Source organism: Kribbella sp. NPDC049584, assembly GCF_040675555.1.
Taxonomy (GTDB): domain Bacteria; phylum Actinomycetota; class Actinomycetes; order Propionibacteriales; family Kribbellaceae; genus Kribbella.
In genome coordinates this window covers 964,466-979,859 of sequence record NZ_JBFAPF010000001.1, presented here as the reverse complement: position 1 = coordinate 979,859, position 15,394 = coordinate 964,466, and the positions used below count along the sequence as shown (strand labels likewise).

14 protein-coding genes are annotated in these 15,394 nt (G+C 69.2%); 7 read left to right on the top strand and 7 right to left on the bottom strand.

The genetic code is table 11. From position 1 onward, the window contains the following. Positions 1 to 15: 15 nt before the first annotated feature. Positions 16 to 945: a TauD/TfdA family dioxygenase gene (locus AB0J62_RS04845; RefSeq protein WP_363864473.1), complete on the bottom strand. Its 930-nt coding sequence runs from the start codon at positions 943 to 945 to the stop codon at positions 16 to 18. Between the two features lie 112 nt (positions 946 to 1,057). Here AB0J62_RS04845 and larE point away from each other — a divergent pair, with 112 nt between their 5' ends. Together larE and AB0J62_RS04835 are read left to right on the top strand one after the other, a co-directional pair. Continuing rightward, a complete protein-coding gene (larE, locus tag AB0J62_RS04840; protein WP_363864471.1) occupies positions 1,058 to 2,533 on the top strand; it encodes an ATP-dependent sacrificial sulfur transferase LarE in 1,476 nt (491 codons plus the stop codon). A gap of 127 nt (positions 2,534 to 2,660) precedes the next feature. Beyond that, positions 2,661 to 3,044, top strand: coding sequence for a cold-shock protein (locus tag AB0J62_RS04835; protein ID WP_130441062.1), 384 nt, complete (start codon positions 2,661 to 2,663; stop codon positions 3,042 to 3,044). On the opposite strand, the gene AB0J62_RS04830 is transcribed toward AB0J62_RS04835, so the two are convergent. Further along, positions 3,041 to 3,766, bottom strand: a complete 726-nt coding sequence (locus tag AB0J62_RS04830; RefSeq protein ID WP_363864468.1) for a TetR/AcrR family transcriptional regulator — start codon at positions 3,764 to 3,766, stop codon at positions 3,041 to 3,043. The genes AB0J62_RS04835 and AB0J62_RS04830 overlap by 4 nt on opposite strands. Before the next feature lie 100 nt (positions 3,767 to 3,866). On the opposite strand from AB0J62_RS04830, the gene AB0J62_RS04825 reads away from it, so the two are divergent. After that, on the top strand, positions 3,867 to 5,414 hold the full coding sequence (locus tag AB0J62_RS04825) for an MFS transporter (protein WP_363864466.1): 1,548 nt from the start codon (positions 3,867 to 3,869) through the stop codon (positions 5,412 to 5,414). Between the two features lie 129 nt (positions 5,415 to 5,543). On the opposite strand, the gene AB0J62_RS04820 is transcribed toward AB0J62_RS04825, so the two are convergent. Beyond that, the gene (locus tag AB0J62_RS04820; protein WP_363864464.1) at positions 5,544 to 7,841 is read right to left on the bottom strand and encodes an MFS transporter; all 2,298 of its coding nucleotides are present in this window, start codon (positions 7,839 to 7,841) and stop codon (positions 5,544 to 5,546) included. Positions 7,842 to 8,061: 220 nt separating this feature from the next. Here AB0J62_RS04820 and AB0J62_RS04815 point away from each other — a divergent pair, with 220 nt between their 5' ends. Then, a complete protein-coding gene (locus tag AB0J62_RS04815) occupies positions 8,062 to 8,847 on the top strand; it encodes a DUF3027 domain-containing protein (protein WP_363864462.1) in 786 nt (261 codons plus the stop codon). 163 nt (positions 8,848 to 9,010) lie between these two features. On the opposite strand, the gene AB0J62_RS04810 is transcribed toward AB0J62_RS04815, so the two are convergent. Beyond that, positions 9,011 to 9,223 (bottom strand): hypothetical protein, encoded by a 213-nt coding sequence (locus AB0J62_RS04810; protein ID WP_363864460.1) that lies wholly within the window; start codon positions 9,221 to 9,223, stop codon positions 9,011 to 9,013. A gap of 626 nt (positions 9,224 to 9,849) precedes the next feature. Then, on the bottom strand, positions 9,850 to 10,161 hold the full coding sequence (locus tag AB0J62_RS04805; protein WP_363864458.1) for a DUF2530 domain-containing protein: 312 nt from the start codon (positions 10,159 to 10,161) through the stop codon (positions 9,850 to 9,852). Between the two features lie 73 nt (positions 10,162 to 10,234). Here AB0J62_RS04805 and AB0J62_RS04800 point away from each other — a divergent pair, with 73 nt between their 5' ends. Further along, positions 10,235 to 11,707 carry an NCS2 family permease gene (locus tag AB0J62_RS04800; protein ID WP_363864456.1) on the top strand — a complete coding sequence of 491 codons (1,473 nt, stop codon included), beginning with the start codon at positions 10,235 to 10,237 and terminating at the stop codon, positions 11,705 to 11,707. Here the strand turns inward: AB0J62_RS04800 and AB0J62_RS04795 are convergent. Beyond that, positions 11,668 to 12,768: a hypothetical protein gene (locus AB0J62_RS04795; protein WP_363864454.1), complete on the bottom strand. Its 1,101-nt coding sequence runs from the start codon at positions 12,766 to 12,768 to the stop codon at positions 11,668 to 11,670. The genes AB0J62_RS04800 and AB0J62_RS04795 overlap by 40 nt on opposite strands. Positions 12,769 to 12,850: 82 nt before the next feature. Here AB0J62_RS04795 and AB0J62_RS04790 point away from each other — a divergent pair, with 82 nt between their 5' ends. Together AB0J62_RS04790 and AB0J62_RS04785 are read left to right on the top strand one after the other, a co-directional pair. Continuing rightward, positions 12,851 to 13,300: a MarR family transcriptional regulator gene (locus tag AB0J62_RS04790; RefSeq protein WP_350858923.1), complete on the top strand. Its 450-nt coding sequence runs from the start codon at positions 12,851 to 12,853 to the stop codon at positions 13,298 to 13,300. After that, complete coding sequence (locus AB0J62_RS04785; protein ID WP_363864451.1) at positions 13,297 to 14,643, top strand: MFS transporter; 1,347 nt, start codon at positions 13,297 to 13,299, stop codon at positions 14,641 to 14,643. The genes AB0J62_RS04790 and AB0J62_RS04785 overlap by 4 nt, the downstream gene beginning before the upstream one ends. Positions 14,644 to 14,670: 27 nt before the next feature. Here the strand turns inward: AB0J62_RS04785 and AB0J62_RS04780 are convergent, their stop codons facing one another. Beyond that, positions 14,671 to 15,375, bottom strand: a complete 705-nt coding sequence (locus AB0J62_RS04780; protein ID WP_363864449.1) for a DUF4429 domain-containing protein — start codon at positions 15,373 to 15,375, stop codon at positions 14,671 to 14,673. Positions 15,376 to 15,394 lie beyond the last annotated feature (19 nt).

Genomic DNA, 15,394 nt, shown 5'->3' with positions numbered 1-15,394 from the left:
TCGGACAGAGTGTCCTCAGTTGTCAAGTGACGAGTAGTGCGACGCGTCACCCGTGCGCGGCGTACTCCGGACGCCGTCCACGCTCACCGGGACGTCACCGGCCAGCGTGATCCGATGCAGCCGGCGTGGCTGGTCGTCGTAGTCGGCGACGCCGAAGTGCTGGGTCGCGCGGTTGTCCCAGATCGCCAGGTCGCCCGGCTGCCACTGCCAGCGGACGGTGTTGTCGAGATGGGTCACCCGGTTCTGCAGGAGCTGGAACAGGGCGGTCGTCTCCGCGCTCGTCAGCCCGACGAACCGCCGGACGAAGTGGCCGAGTACGAGCGAACGCTCGCCGGTCTCCGGATGGATGCGAACCACCGGATGCTCGGTCTCGAACCGCTTGGACTCGAACTGCCGGTGGTGCTCCTCGAACTTCACGTCGACGCCGCCGATCCGGCCCTCGTCCGCATGGCCCGCGTAGTCGTACACGTTGCTGTGTACAGCCCACAGTCGGTCGACCAGGGCTTGCAGCGCCTGCGGCAGTTTCGCGTACGCCGCAACGGTGTTCGCCCAGGAGGTTGCACCGCCGTACGCGGGCAGGGTGACGGCCCGCAGCAGACTGATCGCGGGGATCCGGTCGACGAACGTGACGTCGGTGTGCCAGCTGTTCGCCTTGCTGTAGTCGGAATCGATCGGCAGCACGTTCGCCGCGCCGTCGAGGCTCTTCGACGTCGGATGTGCGAGCGTCGGCGTACCGAGAAGCCGGGCGAAGGCGAGCTGACCGGCGTCGTCGAGGTGGTGCTGCTCACGGAAGAAGATCACCTTGTGGTCGAGCAGCGCCTGCCGGATCGCGGCCACCGTCTCCGGTGCCAGGTCACCGCCGAGCGCGACGTTGCCGATCACGGCGCCGAGCGCGCCGCCGGCCTTCGTGATGGTGATCTGCGGTGCTTGGAGTTGCGTGGTCATGGTTGCTCCCTCACGGTCGGTTATCATCCATAATCCGACTGAATTAGTAGACTTATCGGCCGTTTCGGGATGCGAGACCACTCGGCCGCTGGGAGCACGTAGGGTTGGGGACGTGTCAACCGCCGAGATCCAGCCCGCCCCGACCGCCGCCGATGTGCCGGAGCTCGTGGTCGGATTCGACCTGGACATGACGCTGATCGACTCCCGGCCGGGGATCCAGGCCGTCTGGGATCTGCTCGCCGCCGAGACCGGGGTGGCCATCGACACCGACCTGGTGGTGAGCCGGCTCGGGCCGCCGCTGACCTGGGAGATGGCGAACTGGTTCCCGCCCGAGCAGGTCGACGCAATGGTCGCGCGGTACCGCGAGCACTACCCGTCGCATGCCATCACGGGCAGCCTGCCGCTGCCGGGCGTGGCCGAGTCGCTCGCCGCGATCCGGGCGTTGGGCGGGCGGACGATGGTCGTCTCCGCGAAGTACACCCCGTCGGTCCGGCTGCACCTCGAGCACCTCGGCCTGGACGTCGACGAGCCGGTCGGTGATCTGCACGGCGCCGAGAAGGGTACGGCGCTGCGCGAGCACGAGGCGACGATCTACGTCGGCGATCACACCGCCGACATCGACGGAGCGCATGCGGCGGGTGCCCTGGCCGTATCGGTCGCGACCGGTCCGTTCACCGCGGACGAGCTGCGGGCGTACGGCGCGGACGTCGTACTCAATGACCTCACGGAGTTCCCGGCCTGGCTCGATGAGTACGTGCTCGAGCAGCGGCTGGAAGCGTTGATGAAGCGGCTGTCGTCGTACGACAAGATGGTCGTCGCGTTCAGTGGTGGCGCCGACTCGGCGTTCCTGCTCGCGGCCGCGGCCCGCGCGATCGGGCCGGCCAACGTCGTCGCGGCGACCGCGATCTCGCCCTCGCTCCCGGCGGCGGAGCTCGAGCCGGCGGCCCGGTTCGCCGACACCATCGGCGTCCGGCATGTCACCCCGCACACGCACGAGATGGAGCGCGAGGGGTACCAGGCCAACTCCGGCGCCCGGTGCTACTTCTGCAAGGCCGAGCTGATCGAGACGCTGCAGCCGATCGCGGACGAGTTCGGCATCACCGCGATCGCCACCGGGACGAACGCCGACGACGCGATCGCCGGCTTCCGGCCGGGTATCCGCGCCGCGTTCGAGCGCGGTGCGCTGACACCCCTGCGGGACGCCCGGTTGACCAAGGCACAGATCCGGACGGCGTCGCGCAGCTGGGGACTCGAGACCTCGGACAAGCCGGCCGCGGCGTGCCTGTCGAGCCGGATCGCGTACGGCATCCGGATCACGCCGAACCTGCTCGCCCGGGTCGACCGCGCCGAACAGACGGTCCGCGCGCGCCTCGCGTCGTACGACGTGCAGAACGTGCGGGTGCGTGATCTCGGCGAGAGCGCCTCGATCGAGATCGACGCCGCGCTCCTCGATCGGGTCGACCACCAGGAGCTGGTAGATGCGGTCATGGCCGAAGGGTTCGCGGCGGCGCAGGTGGACCCGCGCGGATTCCGGTCCGGGTCGATGAACGAGCGGCTCCCGGATCCCGAAAAGTATCGGGCTTTGTGAGGTGCGGGAAGACTGCCGGATCAGGTAGTTTCCCGGAGGCGCCGTTGCGCCGGGTCACGTAGGCTGGGTTTCCTGACCGGGCCTCACGGCTCGTTCGCTTCCGACGATTACTGATGAAGAGGTTCCCGTGCCCGTTGGCAAGGTGAAGTGGTACGACTCCGACAAGGGGTTCGGTTTCCTCAGCAAGGAGGAGGGCGGGGACGTCTACGTCCGCGCCGAGGCCCTGCCGGCCGGTGTCACCAACCTGAAGCCCGGGCAGAAGGTCGAGTTCGGCGTCGTCGAGGGACGCAAGGGCGAACAGGCCCTGCAGGTCCGGCTGATCGACCCCCCGCCGTCGGTCGCGAAGGCGATGCGCCCGAAGCCGGAGGAGATGCAGGTCGTCATCGAGGACCTGATCAAACTTCTCGACCGGATCGGCGAGAACTACCGCCGCGGCCGCCAGCCCGACAACAAGTCCGCCAAGCAGGTGGCCACGGTGCTGCGCGGTGTCGCGGACAAGCTCGACTTCTAGTTCCGTCTGCTGATCAGGGTCTGGATGCCGTCGAGGACCGTGGTCAGGCCGAAGTAGAACTCGGACGGGTCGTTGTCGATGTAGTCCTGCGGCTCGTCGAGCCCGGCTGCGATGGTCGGGAACCGGTCCGGGGTGGCCAGGCCGCGCAGCCGGCGGAGGTACTGCTTGCCGGCCGCCGCGGCCTCCTCCGGCGGCATGCTCAGCATGCTGGCACTCAGCCCGGTCGTGCCGCGGACGTAGATGTTCACCAGTTGCATCGCCGACATCCTGTCGGTCGGCGTCAAGGGCGTGTGCTCGAACGCGCGCAGGCCCTCCTCCATCCAGACCAGTTGGTTGGGTGACAGTGGCGGCTCGACCACCGGCACCTGCAGGATCCACGGGTGCTTCTGCAACGCCGCCTGGAACGCCTCCGCCCAAGTGGTGATCCGCTCGCGCCAATCCGCGGCTTCGCCGACCTCCGGCGGTAGCCCGAACGCCTGGTCGAGCATGACGACGTACAGGTCGTCCTTCGCCTCGACGTACCGATAGAGCGCCATCGTGGTGACTCCGAGCTCGGCCGCGACCTTGCTCATCGACACCGCGCCCAGCCCGCCGGCGTCCGCGAGCTTGATCGCCGCATCGCCGATGTCCTGCACCTGGAACGCCGGCTTCGGCCCCGGCCGGCTCCGCCCCTCGATCCCCCAGAGCTGCTGAAGCACCCGCGGCAGTTCGTGCTCTTCCATAGCTCACCACCTTATCTGTTTACAGCATAGACAGTCTCGGTTATGGTCTGTCTATGTCGTACACAGTGTGCGGCATAGACAGATCCCCTGGGAGGGTGTCATGGGTGCAGAACGAGCGGGACGCAAGGAGTGGATCGCGCTCGGCGTGCTCGCACTGCCGTTGCTGCTGGTCTCGATGGACGTGTCGGTGCTGTACTTCGCGGTCCCGTTCATCAGCGCGGACCTCGGCGTGTCGGCGACCGAGCAGCTGTGGATCTTCGACATCTACGGCTTCGTCCTGGCCGGCCTGCTGATCACCATGGGCTCGCTCGGCGACCGGATCGGGCGCCGCCGGCTGCTGATCTTCGGCGCGGTCGGTTTCGGGCTCGCCTCGGTGGCCGCGGCGTACGCGCAGAACCCGGAGCAGCTGATCGCGGCCCGCGCCATCCTCGGGATCGGCGGAGCGACCCTGATGCCGTCGACTCTCGCGCTGATCCGCAACATGTTCCACGACCCGAAGCAGCGGTCGAAGGCGATCGCGTTCTGGAGCGCGGTGATGATGGGCGGGATCACCCTCGGGCCGGTGCTCGGCGGGTTCCTGCTGGAGCACTTCTGGTGGGGTTCGGTGTTCCTGATCAACACCCCGGCGATGGTCCTGCTGCTGGTGCTCGCGCCGATCCTGCTGCCGGAGTTCAAGACCCCCGCCGGTGGACGGTTCGATCTGCCGGGCTCGCTGCTCTCGCTGGCGGCCGTGCTGCCGGTCATCTGGGGGATCAAGGAGGTCGCGGCGAACGGTGTGTCGGTGCTGCCGGTGGTTGCGATCGCGGCCGGGCTGGTGTTCGGGGTCCTGTTCGTGCAGCGGCAGCGGACCGCGGCGTACCCGATGGTCGACCTGTCGATGTTCCGCAACCGGGCGTTCAGCGGTTCGCTGGCGGCCAACACTGTTGGAACCCTGGCGCTGGTGGGCAACGCGGTGTTCCTGACTCAGTACTTGCAGCTGGTCCACGGGCTGAGCCCGCTGAAGGCGGCATTGTGGTCGCTCGCTCCGTCGGTGCTCGTCGGCGGCGCCGCTCCTTTGGCGACTGCGCTGGCGAACAAGATGGACCGTGCGTACGTGATCGGTGGAGCGTTCGTGCTCGCGGCTTCCGGGTACGCCGTACTCACCCAGGTGCACGTCGACTCGTCGCTGGCGGTGCCGCTGGTGGGCGCGGGTCTGCTGGCTGCCGGTCTGGTAATGGTGATGACTCTGGTCACCGAGGCGGTCGTCGGTTCGGTCGCCCCGGAGCGCGCCGGTTCGGCGTCCGCGGTGATGGAGACCTGCTCGGAGTTCGGCGGGGCGCTCGGGATCGCGATCCTGGGTTCGATCGGTACTGCGGCGTACCGCTCCGACCTCCCGTCCAACCTGCCTGCGGGTGTTGCCGGACCCGTCCGTGAGGGCCTGCCGGCTGCGACCGCCGCTGCCGCGCACCTCCCGGGTCAGCTGGCCGACACCGTCCTGACCACCGCCCGCCACGCCTTCACCCACAGCATGACCGTGGTCGCCATCGTCGGCACCATCCTCCTACTGGCCACCGCCATAACCGCCACCCTCACCCTCCGCGGCACCACCCACGCCACCCCCACCGAAACCCCCGAGCCCGACGACGCGGACCTAACCCCAGCCCTCTGACCCCGAACCTGCGGCGGCCGGCGTGAATCCCACCCCGGTCGCCGCTTTCGCTGGCAGGTTGTTGCGCTGCTGGCGGTTTACAACCCGGCAGTCGGCACATAACCCGCCAGCGGGCCTGTCAGGCGGGTGTCAGCGGGGTGGGTGGCGGTGGTTGTCGGTGCCGGGGCGGCGTTTGAAGAGGCTGCCTCGGTTGCGTTCCTCGGTTGGCTCTTCGGCCCAGGCGGCCTGGTTCTGGGTGTCCTCGTCCTCGTCGGGCTGGCCGCTCCACCACTTGCCAGCCGGCGGCTGGGGACGCCTACCGGGCTCGGGCCGCCTGCCGGGCTCCGAACGGGTGCCGGGCGCGGGGCGGGTGCCGGGCTCTGGGTGGCGGGTCGGGCCTGGGCGCTGGTCTGTCGGGCGGTCGGCGGGCGGCTGATCGCCGCCGCGCCATTCGATGGTCGGCTCCTCGCCGGAGTCTGAGCGGCGCGCCCGGTTCGCGCGCTGCTCGGCGACGCTTGTCGTGAGGATCGTCCGCGTGGTGCTGTCAGCACGCGGCCTGCTCTCCGAGCCGTCGTCGTGTCCGTGGCCGTGCCCGTCGTGCCCGTGGCCGGACGGGCGTGGGCCGGGCCGTGGTCCGCCGAGGCCGCCAGGTCGGAGCGGTCCGTCGGCGGGGCGGGGCGCCGGGCGCATCCGCAGTACGAGGAAGACCACGATCACCAGCACGGCCGCAAGGAACCCGAACCCGAGCCGCGGGATCAGCGGCATCACGATCCCGCACCCGCCGCCGATCACCCAGGCCAGTTGCAGGACGGTCTCCGAGCGGGCGAAGACCGACGTACGCACGGACTCCGGAACGTCGCGCTGGATCATCGCGTCCAGTGACAGCTTGCCGAGCGCACTGCACAACCCGGCCACCAGGCCGAGCGCGACCAGGATCGGCAGACCGTAGAGGACGGCGACCGCGACCGCGACGATCGCGTCCGCGAGCAGCACCGACAGCACGACCGCTTCCGGTTTACGTGCCTTGAGCAACGATCCGAGCAGGGTGCCGAGGCTGTTCCCGATGCCGGCCGCGGCGATCACCGCACCGGCCGCGACCGCGCCCTTCACACCGCTGATCGGCTGGTCGCGCAACAGGAACGCCAGATACATGGTCAGGAATCCGGACACGAACCGCAGTCCGAGATTGCAGCGGATCCCGCGTGAAACTGCGGCGGTGATCGCGCGCCGGCGAGCCTGGCGCCCCGCCGTACCCGTGACCTCTTCGTCGGCGGGGGAGTCGACCGCACTCGGCAGGCGGATCGCGAGGATCAGGCCGATGATGTACACCAGCGCGGCCCAGCGCAGCGACCATTGCGGGCCGATCGCGGCGAACGCGGCCGCGATCCCGGCGCCGATCGTCGCGCCGGCAACACCGGCCAGCGAGATGCGTGAGTTGGCCGTGACGAGCGTGATCTGCTTCGGGAGCAGACGCGGTACGGCGGAGGCGCGCGTGACGCCGTACGCCTTGGACGCGACGAGGCAGCCGAGGGCGGCCGGGTACAGCCAGGCGGAGCCGTGGCCGGCGATCGAGGACGCGAGACTCCAGACGAGGAACGCGCGTACGCCGAGTGTCGCGCCGATTGCCCAGCGTCGACCGTGCCTGAACCGGTCGAGGATCGGGCCGATCAACGGCGCCATCAGGGCGAACGGCGCCATCGTCAGCAGCAGGAACAAGGCCACCCGGTCGCGCGCCTGGTCGCTGGGCACCGTGAAGAACACCGTCCCGGCGAGGGACACCGCGAACGCCGTATCACCCGCTGCGTTCACCGCGCCGAGCTCGATGAGCCGCGAAAGCCCGGACTCCCCAGCACCTTGCGCACTGGTCAGCCCCCGAATCCGACGTCCGGTAGCCCGCCCCACCTTCCCACTGACCTCAGCCGCCTTCTTGGACGCCGAAGCGACACCCTCGGCGCCGACCTTCGAGGCATGCCCGACCTTCTTGCTAGCCGACCCCACCCGCTCCCGAGCATCACTCAGCCGCTCACCAGCCGCCTTCCCCGACCCAGCACCCCCACCCAGCCCAGTCCCGCCGCCGCGGCGTTCTGCGCCGCCGTTTGAGCCAGAGCGATCCGCGCCCGCGTTTCCGCCGGGGCGTTCTGCTCGGCCGTTTGCGCCGGAGGTGCCGGCTCGGTCGCCGGGCCCTCCTGTGTTGTCCCCCATGCCACCACCCGCCTGCTCGTGCGCAGCCAACCGGTTCGAAGCCTGCTCGGCGCCCCGCTGGCCCCCATTCTCCTCCCGCGCCCGGCCTGCGTCGTCCCGCGCCTGGCGTGTGTCGCCCCGCGCCCGGCCTGTGTCGCCCCGCGCCCGGCTGGCGTCGCCCGGGGACCGGCCCGCGTTGCCCTGCGACCGCGCGGCGGCATCGCCGCCCGGGCCGGGCGCAGCGTCGTCGGGGTCGGGGGAGTGCATGCAACCATCCTGCCTCGCGCCGGGGACAGAGCGCAGTCACCTCGCGTACCGGTAGCCCCGCCACGGACGCGTACGAGTGGCCCCGCCACGGACGCGTACCAGTAGCGCCGCCACGGACGTGGCCCACGTGTACCCGGCGGTGGCTGCCTGCTCGATCGGTACGAGCGGTTGACCGACGGGGGTTCGGAGTACTACCGAGGGCGTGCGAGAATGGGCGATTGTGACTCCCGTCAGAGCTCCGGAAGCGGTCCGCGCCAAGCCCGACGCCATTGCCGTCGCGGCGGTCGAACCGGCCCGTGAAGCTGCGATCGCCGAGGCAGGCGCCGCGCAGGTCGGTGAGCACCTCGGTCATCTGGTCGAGGGCGAGCGCCTGGTCACCCACTACTTCGCGTCCACCCACCCCGGGTACCGCGGCTGGCGCTGGGCGGTCACCGTCACGCGCGCCTCCCGCGCCAAGACCGTCACGATCGACGAGGTCGTGATGCTGCCCGGGGACGACGCCATCGTTGCCCCCGAGTGGATCCCGTGGTCGGACCGCGTCCAGCCCGGCGACCTCCGTCCCGGCGACCTGTTCCCGACCCTCCCCGACGACCCGCGCCTCGAGCCGGGTTTCACCGACACCTCCGACGCGCCCGAGGACGTCCTCACGGTGGTCGAGGAGCTCGGCCTCGGGCGTGAGCGGGTGCTGTCACCGTTCGGGCGCGAGGAAGCGGCCGAGCGTTGGTACGCCGGCGACTTCGGTCCGACGTCGCCGATCGCGCAGGCCGTTCCGTACAAGTGCTACTCCTGCGGCTACTGGATCCGCCTCGCCGACAGCCTCGGCCAGGCCTTCGGCGTCTGCGCGAACGAGATGGCCCCCGGCGAGGCCCACGTAGTCGCTTACGACTACGGCTGCGGCGCCCACTCCGACGCCACCATCGACATCACCGAGCCCCCCACCCCCGACCACGCCTTCGACACCACCGGCTACGACACCCTCGAACTAGCCGACCAACCGGCCGAATAAGACCAGCCGGCCGAGCAAATCGGACACGGCCTAGCGGCCGCGGCAGTTCTTGTTACCGCCTTCGGCGGGTGCGAGTCCGTCTCGTGGACGAACGTTCGGCCGCGAGCAGTTGCGGCGTGAGCAGGCGCGCGGCGGGCGATCGGCTGCGTGAATCGGACACGGCCTAGCGGCCGCGGCTGTTCTTATTGCCGCGCGAATCCGTCTCGTGGACGAGCAACCACACCGCGAGCAACCACGCCGTGGGCAACCACGCCGTGAGCAACCACGCCGTGAGCAACCACGCCGTGAGCAACCACGCCGTGAGCAACCACACCGCGAGGTACTTCGCGGCGGGCGTCTGTGCGTGGAACCTGCCTGGACCCGCCAGAGGTGGCAAGAGAAGTTGCCGGGGCCATGTCCGAGCTGTTGGCCGGATTGCAGGCTGGCGGCACTTGCTCCGGGTGGCGCTGCTGCTCCGCGCTGGCGTGTTTTGGCGGGATCAGCTGCAGCGCACCGCGAGAGGTGGCAACAAGAACAGTCACGGCCGCCGGGGCCGTGTCGAGCGATTCGCGCGATCGCGGGCCGGCGACAGTTGCTGCCCGGTGAGGCGTCTGCTGCGCGGTCGTGCGTCCGCTAGGCGGTGATGCGTCTGCTCCGCGGTGATGCGTTCGTGTGGGATCGCCTGCTCGGCCCCGCCGGAGGCGGCAAGAAGGACAATCGCGGCCGTTAGGCCGTGTCCGATAGGGTCGGCGGCTTGGGGGAGCTGCTCCGGGGTGGTGTGTCTGCTTCGCGGGGGTGCGTTCGGGCGGGATTTGCTCCAGCGTCCCGCCGGAGGCGGCAAGAAGGACAGTCGCGGCCGCCTAGGCCGTGTCCGATTGGGATGGGCGGCGTGGGGGAGCTGCTCCGGGGGTGGTGTGTCTGCTTCGCGGGGGTGCGTTCGGGCGGGATCAGCTGCAGCGCCCCGCCGAAGGCGGCAATAAGAACAGTCGCGGCCGTTAGGCCGTGTCCGATTGGAGCCTTCAGTCAGTCTTCGGTGTCGGGGCGGTGGCCGGCTTGGATGGCGGTCCAGCGGCGTTTGCAGTACCAGAGGCCGATGAGGCCGAGGCCGAAGCCGGCGACCGGGACCCAGAGCCACCAGTCGAGGCCGTCGGCCTTCAACTGGTCGCGGAAGAACAGCAGGACGACGAAGGCGACCGCCCACAGGGCGATGCCGGTGATGACGCTGGGGATGCCGGACAGGTCCAGCGGTTTGACCTCGGCGTGCACCAACTCCCCACGCGCCAGCTGGCTCGTGGGATCGCTGCGCTTCTTGATCCCGCCCTGCTCCTCGCTCACGCCCCTACCCTAACCCGCAACGGATTGGTGTAAGTGCTCGCAACTGGTCGGTAGGAACTGGCACGATGCGGTCATGAGCTCGTCCCAGGCCTCGACGGCCCGCTCCGGAACCGGTCCCCTCGACTCCTTCTTCAAGATCACTGAACGCGGGTCCACGCTCGGGCGGGAGGTCCGCGGCGGCCTGGTCACGTTCTTCACGATGGCCTACATCGTGGTGCTGAACCCGCTGATCATCGGCACCGTCAAGGACGGCGCCGGGCAGTTCGTCGGCGGCGGCACCGATCCGGCGGCGGCGATCGCGAAGATCGCGGTCGCGACCGCGCTGGTCGCGGGTGTGGTCACGATCCTGATGGGTGTGGTCGCGAACTTCCCGCTCGCACTCGCCACCGGGCTCGGCCTGAACGCGTTCATCGCGTTCTCGGTCGCGACGAAGATGACCTGGGCGGACGCGATGGGCCTGGTCGTGCTCGAGGGCCTGATCATCCTGCTCCTGGTGCTGACCGGGTTCCGCAGAGCGGTCTTCGAGGCGGTTCCGCTCCAGCTGAAGATCGCGATCAGCGTCGGCATCGGCCTGTTCATCGCGTTCATCGGCGTGATCGACGCAGGTTTCGTACGCCGTCCCGCCGCGCCGACCGGCCCGCCGGTCGAACTGGGCGTCGGCGGCACCCTCCGCGGCTGGCCGGTGCTGGTGTTCGTGGTCGGGCTGATCCTGATCGTCACGCTGTACGCGCGGAAGGTGAAGGGCGCGATCCTGATCGGCATCCTGGCCGCGACCGTGCTGGCGATCATCATCGAGGCGATCGCGAACGTCGGCGCACGGACCGCGGACAACCCCGGCGGCTGGGGCCTGAGCGTGCCGAAGCTGCCGGACCAGTGGTTCACGAAACCGAACCTGGACACGATCGGCGAGTTCAGCCTGTTCGGCTCGTTCGAGAAGATCGGTGTGGTGTCGGCGACCCTGCTGATCTTCACGCTGATGCTGGCCGACTTCTTCGACACGATGGGCACGATGACCGCGATCGGCGCCGAGGCCGGCCTGCTCGACAAGGACGGCATCCCGCCGAACTCGCAGCGCATCCTGGTCGTCGACAGCGTCGCGGCCGCCGCCGGTGGCGCCGCCTCCGTGTCCAGCAACACGTCCTACATCGAATCGGCGGCGGGTGTCGGTGAAGGCGCGCGGACCGGCCTGGCGAGCGTGATCACCGGGATCTGCTTCCTGATCTCGATGGTGGTCGCGCCGCTGGTCACGCTGGTTCCGTACGAGGCGGCGACGCCGGCGCTGATCCTGGTCGGCTTCCTGATGATGACCCAGGTGAAGGGCATCGACTTCGACGACATCGAGGTCGCGTTCCCGGCGTTCCTGACGATCATCCTGATGCCGTTCACGTACTCGATCTCGGCCGGTATCGGCGCCGGCTTCGTCATGTACGTCATCCTCAAGTCCGTCCGCGGCAAGGCCCGCCAGATCCACCCGCTGATGTGGGTGGTAGCGGCCCTCTTCGTCGTCTACTTCGTCATCGGCCCGCTGACCGACTGGCTCACCTGAGCCGATCGCAGCTGCACGTACTCCGTCCTGGCCGCGAAGAGCTCGCGGAGTTCTGCGGTGAGGCTTTCGAGGAAGTCGGCGCGGTACGTCGCGTCCGTCAGCAGCGCGATCGAGTAGTACAGGCCGGTGAAGGTTGCGATGCCGACGGCAACCTTCACCAGGGACGAACTGATCACCACCGGATGCTCGAGCACGAGCACCATGTGCGACCAACTGCCGTGGTCGATACCCCACTGCTGGTAGATGTGATCGCTGATCGCGAGCATGCCGAAGGCAACGAAGAACAGGCCTACGCCGGTGCTGACCACCAGGACCTGCATCCATTGGCGGATCACCAGGCTGAGGCTCAGGTTCATCCGTTGGACGCGCCGCAGCGGCGGTCCGGAGCTGACCTCGCGCTCGATCGCCTCCAGCTCGCGTGGCAGCCGCAGCATCAGGAACAGATTGCTGAGTACCGCGAAGCCGGCCGCCAGCAAGACCAGGAAGGCGACCGGCATGCCCCCGAACACCTGCCACGTGTCCGCGGTGATGAACAGCACCAGCGAGAAGATCAGCAGCAGCGGTAGGGCTCGGACCAGGCTGGCCACGGAGTTCGCCAGCTCACCCGCGAGCCGGCGCAGGCCCCAGAGCGTCGTACCGACGAGGCCGTAGCCGACCACGGCGTACACGAGGCCGACCAGCAGCAGGTTGCCGGCGGCGATCCCGAAGAACTGCCGGACCTGCTCCTGGGTGACCACCGGCAACAGCGCGGGCAGCAGGACGAAGACCGCGAGCTCCGGGATGCCGAAGCGGGTGGGCAACGACCAGAACGGCCGCCCGCGCAGCCGGTTCAGCAGGCCGAACCCGGCCACCAGCGCGATCAGGCCGCCGAGCGCGGCCAGCAGGTTCTGCCACCAGTGCCAGTCCAGCGACGTTGCCCCGAGCATCTCGGCCAGGAACACCAGCACGAGCAGCGGCGTGGCCCGCGTGAAGATGTCATGCGTCGGCGAGAAGTCCTCGATGAACAGCGGCAGCCCGGCCCGCCGGAACCGCTGCTCGTACCGCTCCAGCTCGGCGCTCATGACCCGGAACTCTAGCGGCCCGGGAATACCGGCCCCCGGTCGCGGGTTTTAGTTAGCAAAGGTAATGAGTTAAGGTAAAGGCATGCCCGAAGTTGTAGCCCAGCAGGTGAAGAGTGACGTCGGGCTGGCCAGCGCCCTGAGGTCCTCGACGCTCAGGTTGTCCCGGCAGATCCGGCGCCAGCGTGAGCCCGGCCACGACCTCACCGCGAACCAGCTCAGCGTGCTCGGCGCGCTGTCCAAGCACGAGTCGATGACGATCGGCGAGCTGGCTTCCCACGAGCAGGTGAAGCCGCCGTCGATGACACGGATCGTGACGAACATGGAGGAGGCGGGGCTGGTTATCCGCCGACCGCATCCGACCGACAAGCGTCAGATCGTCGTCGAGCTGACGTCCCGCGCCGACGAGCTGATCCTGGCGAACCGCCGGCGCCGCGACGAGTGGCTGCAGACCAAGCTGAAGCAATTGACCCCCGAGGAGCGCGACATCCTGCGCAAGGCAGCACCTGTTCTCGAACGCCTGGCGGCCCAGTGAGCCCGACCTTCCGCGCGTTCAAAGTCCGTAACTTCCGTCTCTACGCCTCCGGCGCGATCGTCTCGAACGTCGGCACCTGGATGCAGCGCGTCGCCCAGGACTGGCTGGTCCTGGAGCTGACCCACTCCGGTACGGCGCTCGGTATCGTCACCGGACTCCAGTTCCTGCCGGCCCTCCTGCTCGGTCCGTACGCCGGGCTCGTCGCCGACCGCTTCCCGAAGCGGCAGGTGCTGACGATGACCCAGATCTTCATGGCCACCGTCGCGTTGACGCTCGGTGGTCTGACGATCGCCGGCGTCGTGCAGACCTGGCACGTCTATTTGCTGGCCCTGCTGTTCGGCGTCGGCACCGCCTTCGACGCCCCGACCCGGCAGTCCTTCGTCGTCGAGATGGTCGGCCGCGACGAGCTCTCCAACGCCGTCGGGCTCAACTCGGCGTCGTTCAACGCGGCCCGGCTGCTCGGCCCGGCGCTGGCCGGTCTGCTGATCAACTGGATCGGCACCGGTCCGGTGATCCTGGTCAACGGCTTCACGTACGCCGCGGTGATCGTGTCGCTGCGGCTGATGCGCGTCTCCGAGCTGCACACCCCGAAGCCCGCCGGCCGCGAGAAGGGCATGATCCGCGACGGCATGCGGTACCTGTGGCGCCGCCCGGACCTGATGATGGTCCTGGTCGCGGTGTTCTTCGCCGGCACCTTCGGCCTGAACTTCCAACTCACCTCGGCGCTGATGGCGACGAGTGTGTTCCACAAGGGCGCGGGGGAGTACGGCATCCTCGGCTCGGTGCTCGCGATCGGCTCGCTGGCCGGCGCGTTGCTCGCCGCCCGCCGGGTCCGGATCCGGGCTCGCCTGGTGATCGGCGCCGCGCTCGCGTTCGGTATCGCCGAGATCGTCAGCGCCGTCATGCCGACGTACCTGACCTTCGCGCTGGTGCTGCCGATCGTCGGCCTGGCCTCGCTGACCATGCTGACCTCGGCGAACGCAACCATGCAGCTGAGCATCGAGCCGACCATGCGCGGCCGGGTGATGGCGCTGTACATGACGGTCCTGATGGGCGGTACGCCGATCGGCTCGCCGTTCATCGGCTGGATCGGACAGGTGCTCGGTGCGCGGTACTCGCTGATCGTCGGCGGTGGGCTGACCGTGATCGGGACCGTCGCCTCGGTGCTGTACTTCTCGCGCCGGCGCGGCCTCGCGATCCGGCCGCGGTTGCTGCCACGCCCGCACCTCGAGGTGCTGCCGCAGACCGAACTGCTCGGCGACAAGGCGGTCCTGGAGACTGTCCCGCTGCAAGACGAGCCTGCGACTGCGACGAAGCAGGACGTCGGACCGAAAGTCGCTTGACGTCCTGGCTGGTAATCCAGCCAGGGCCTAGGGCCGGATCCGGGTCAGCAGGCGGGCGGCGAAGAACAGTGCGTCGACGTCGGCGCCGCGTTCGATGAACATCGCCGCCGGGTCGTGCTTCGGCTTGGGTCGCTCGACCGGCGTACTGTCCGTCGCGACCCGGAGGAAGCCGCGGGCGCCGAGCCGTCCCTGGTTCGGCGTCCACTCGACGTCGACGATCTCACCCAGCGGCACCGACCACTGCCGGCCGAGGGACTTCTTCTTGCGGCCGGCGGACCGCTTGTAGGCGAACGTGAGCTGTCCGTTCGCCACCGACAGGATCGCGTCCCGGCCCTCGAGCCGGTCCGGCGCGGGCGGTGGTGCGAGGAGCCAGCGAGCAGAGGGCGTCGCTGGTACGTCGCGGCGGACGAGAGTACTGCGGATGTCGCGGGCGATCAGCTCCGCGAGTGCGGGATCGACCTCGGGGAAGTCGTACGGATCCATCAGGACCTGACCGCCGGTCACGGACTGCAGCGGGTCGGCGCCGTCGCGCAGTACGAGCTTGAGGCCCGTCGGGCTGACCTCGACCGCCTTGAGGGCCTCGACCGGCAGGACCCGCTCGCCCAGCCGGGTCCGCAATGAGCTGGTCAGCGCATCCAGTCCGGCCTGTGTTCCGTCGTACCGGAGGCGGAGGATCCCGATGCCGTCCCAGACGACCGTGCCGTTCGTGCTTGTCAGCTCACCACTTGCCACCCTGCCCATCTTCCCCGCT

Coding starts and splice junctions, on each gene's coding strand:
- AB0J62_RS04845 (WP_363864473.1), bottom strand. CDS start 945: ATGACCACGCAACTCCAAGCACCGCAGATCACCATCACGAAGGCCGGC.
- AB0J62_RS04830 (WP_363864468.1), bottom strand. CDS start 3,766: ATGGAAGAGCACGAACTGCCGCGGGTGCTTCAGCAGCTCTGGGGGATC.
- AB0J62_RS04825 (WP_363864466.1), top strand. CDS start 3,867: ATGGGTGCAGAACGAGCGGGACGCAAGGAGTGGATCGCGCTCGGCGTG.
- AB0J62_RS04820 (WP_363864464.1), bottom strand. CDS start 7,841: ATGCACTCCCCCGACCCCGACGACGCTGCGCCCGGCCCGGGCGGCGAT.
- AB0J62_RS04800 (WP_363864456.1), top strand. CDS start 10,235: ATGAGCTCGTCCCAGGCCTCGACGGCCCGCTCCGGAACCGGTCCCCTC.
- AB0J62_RS04795 (WP_363864454.1), bottom strand. CDS start 12,768: ATGAGCGCCGAGCTGGAGCGGTACGAGCAGCGGTTCCGGCGGGCCGGG.
- AB0J62_RS04790 (WP_350858923.1), top strand. CDS start 12,851: ATGCCCGAAGTTGTAGCCCAGCAGGTGAAGAGTGACGTCGGGCTGGCC.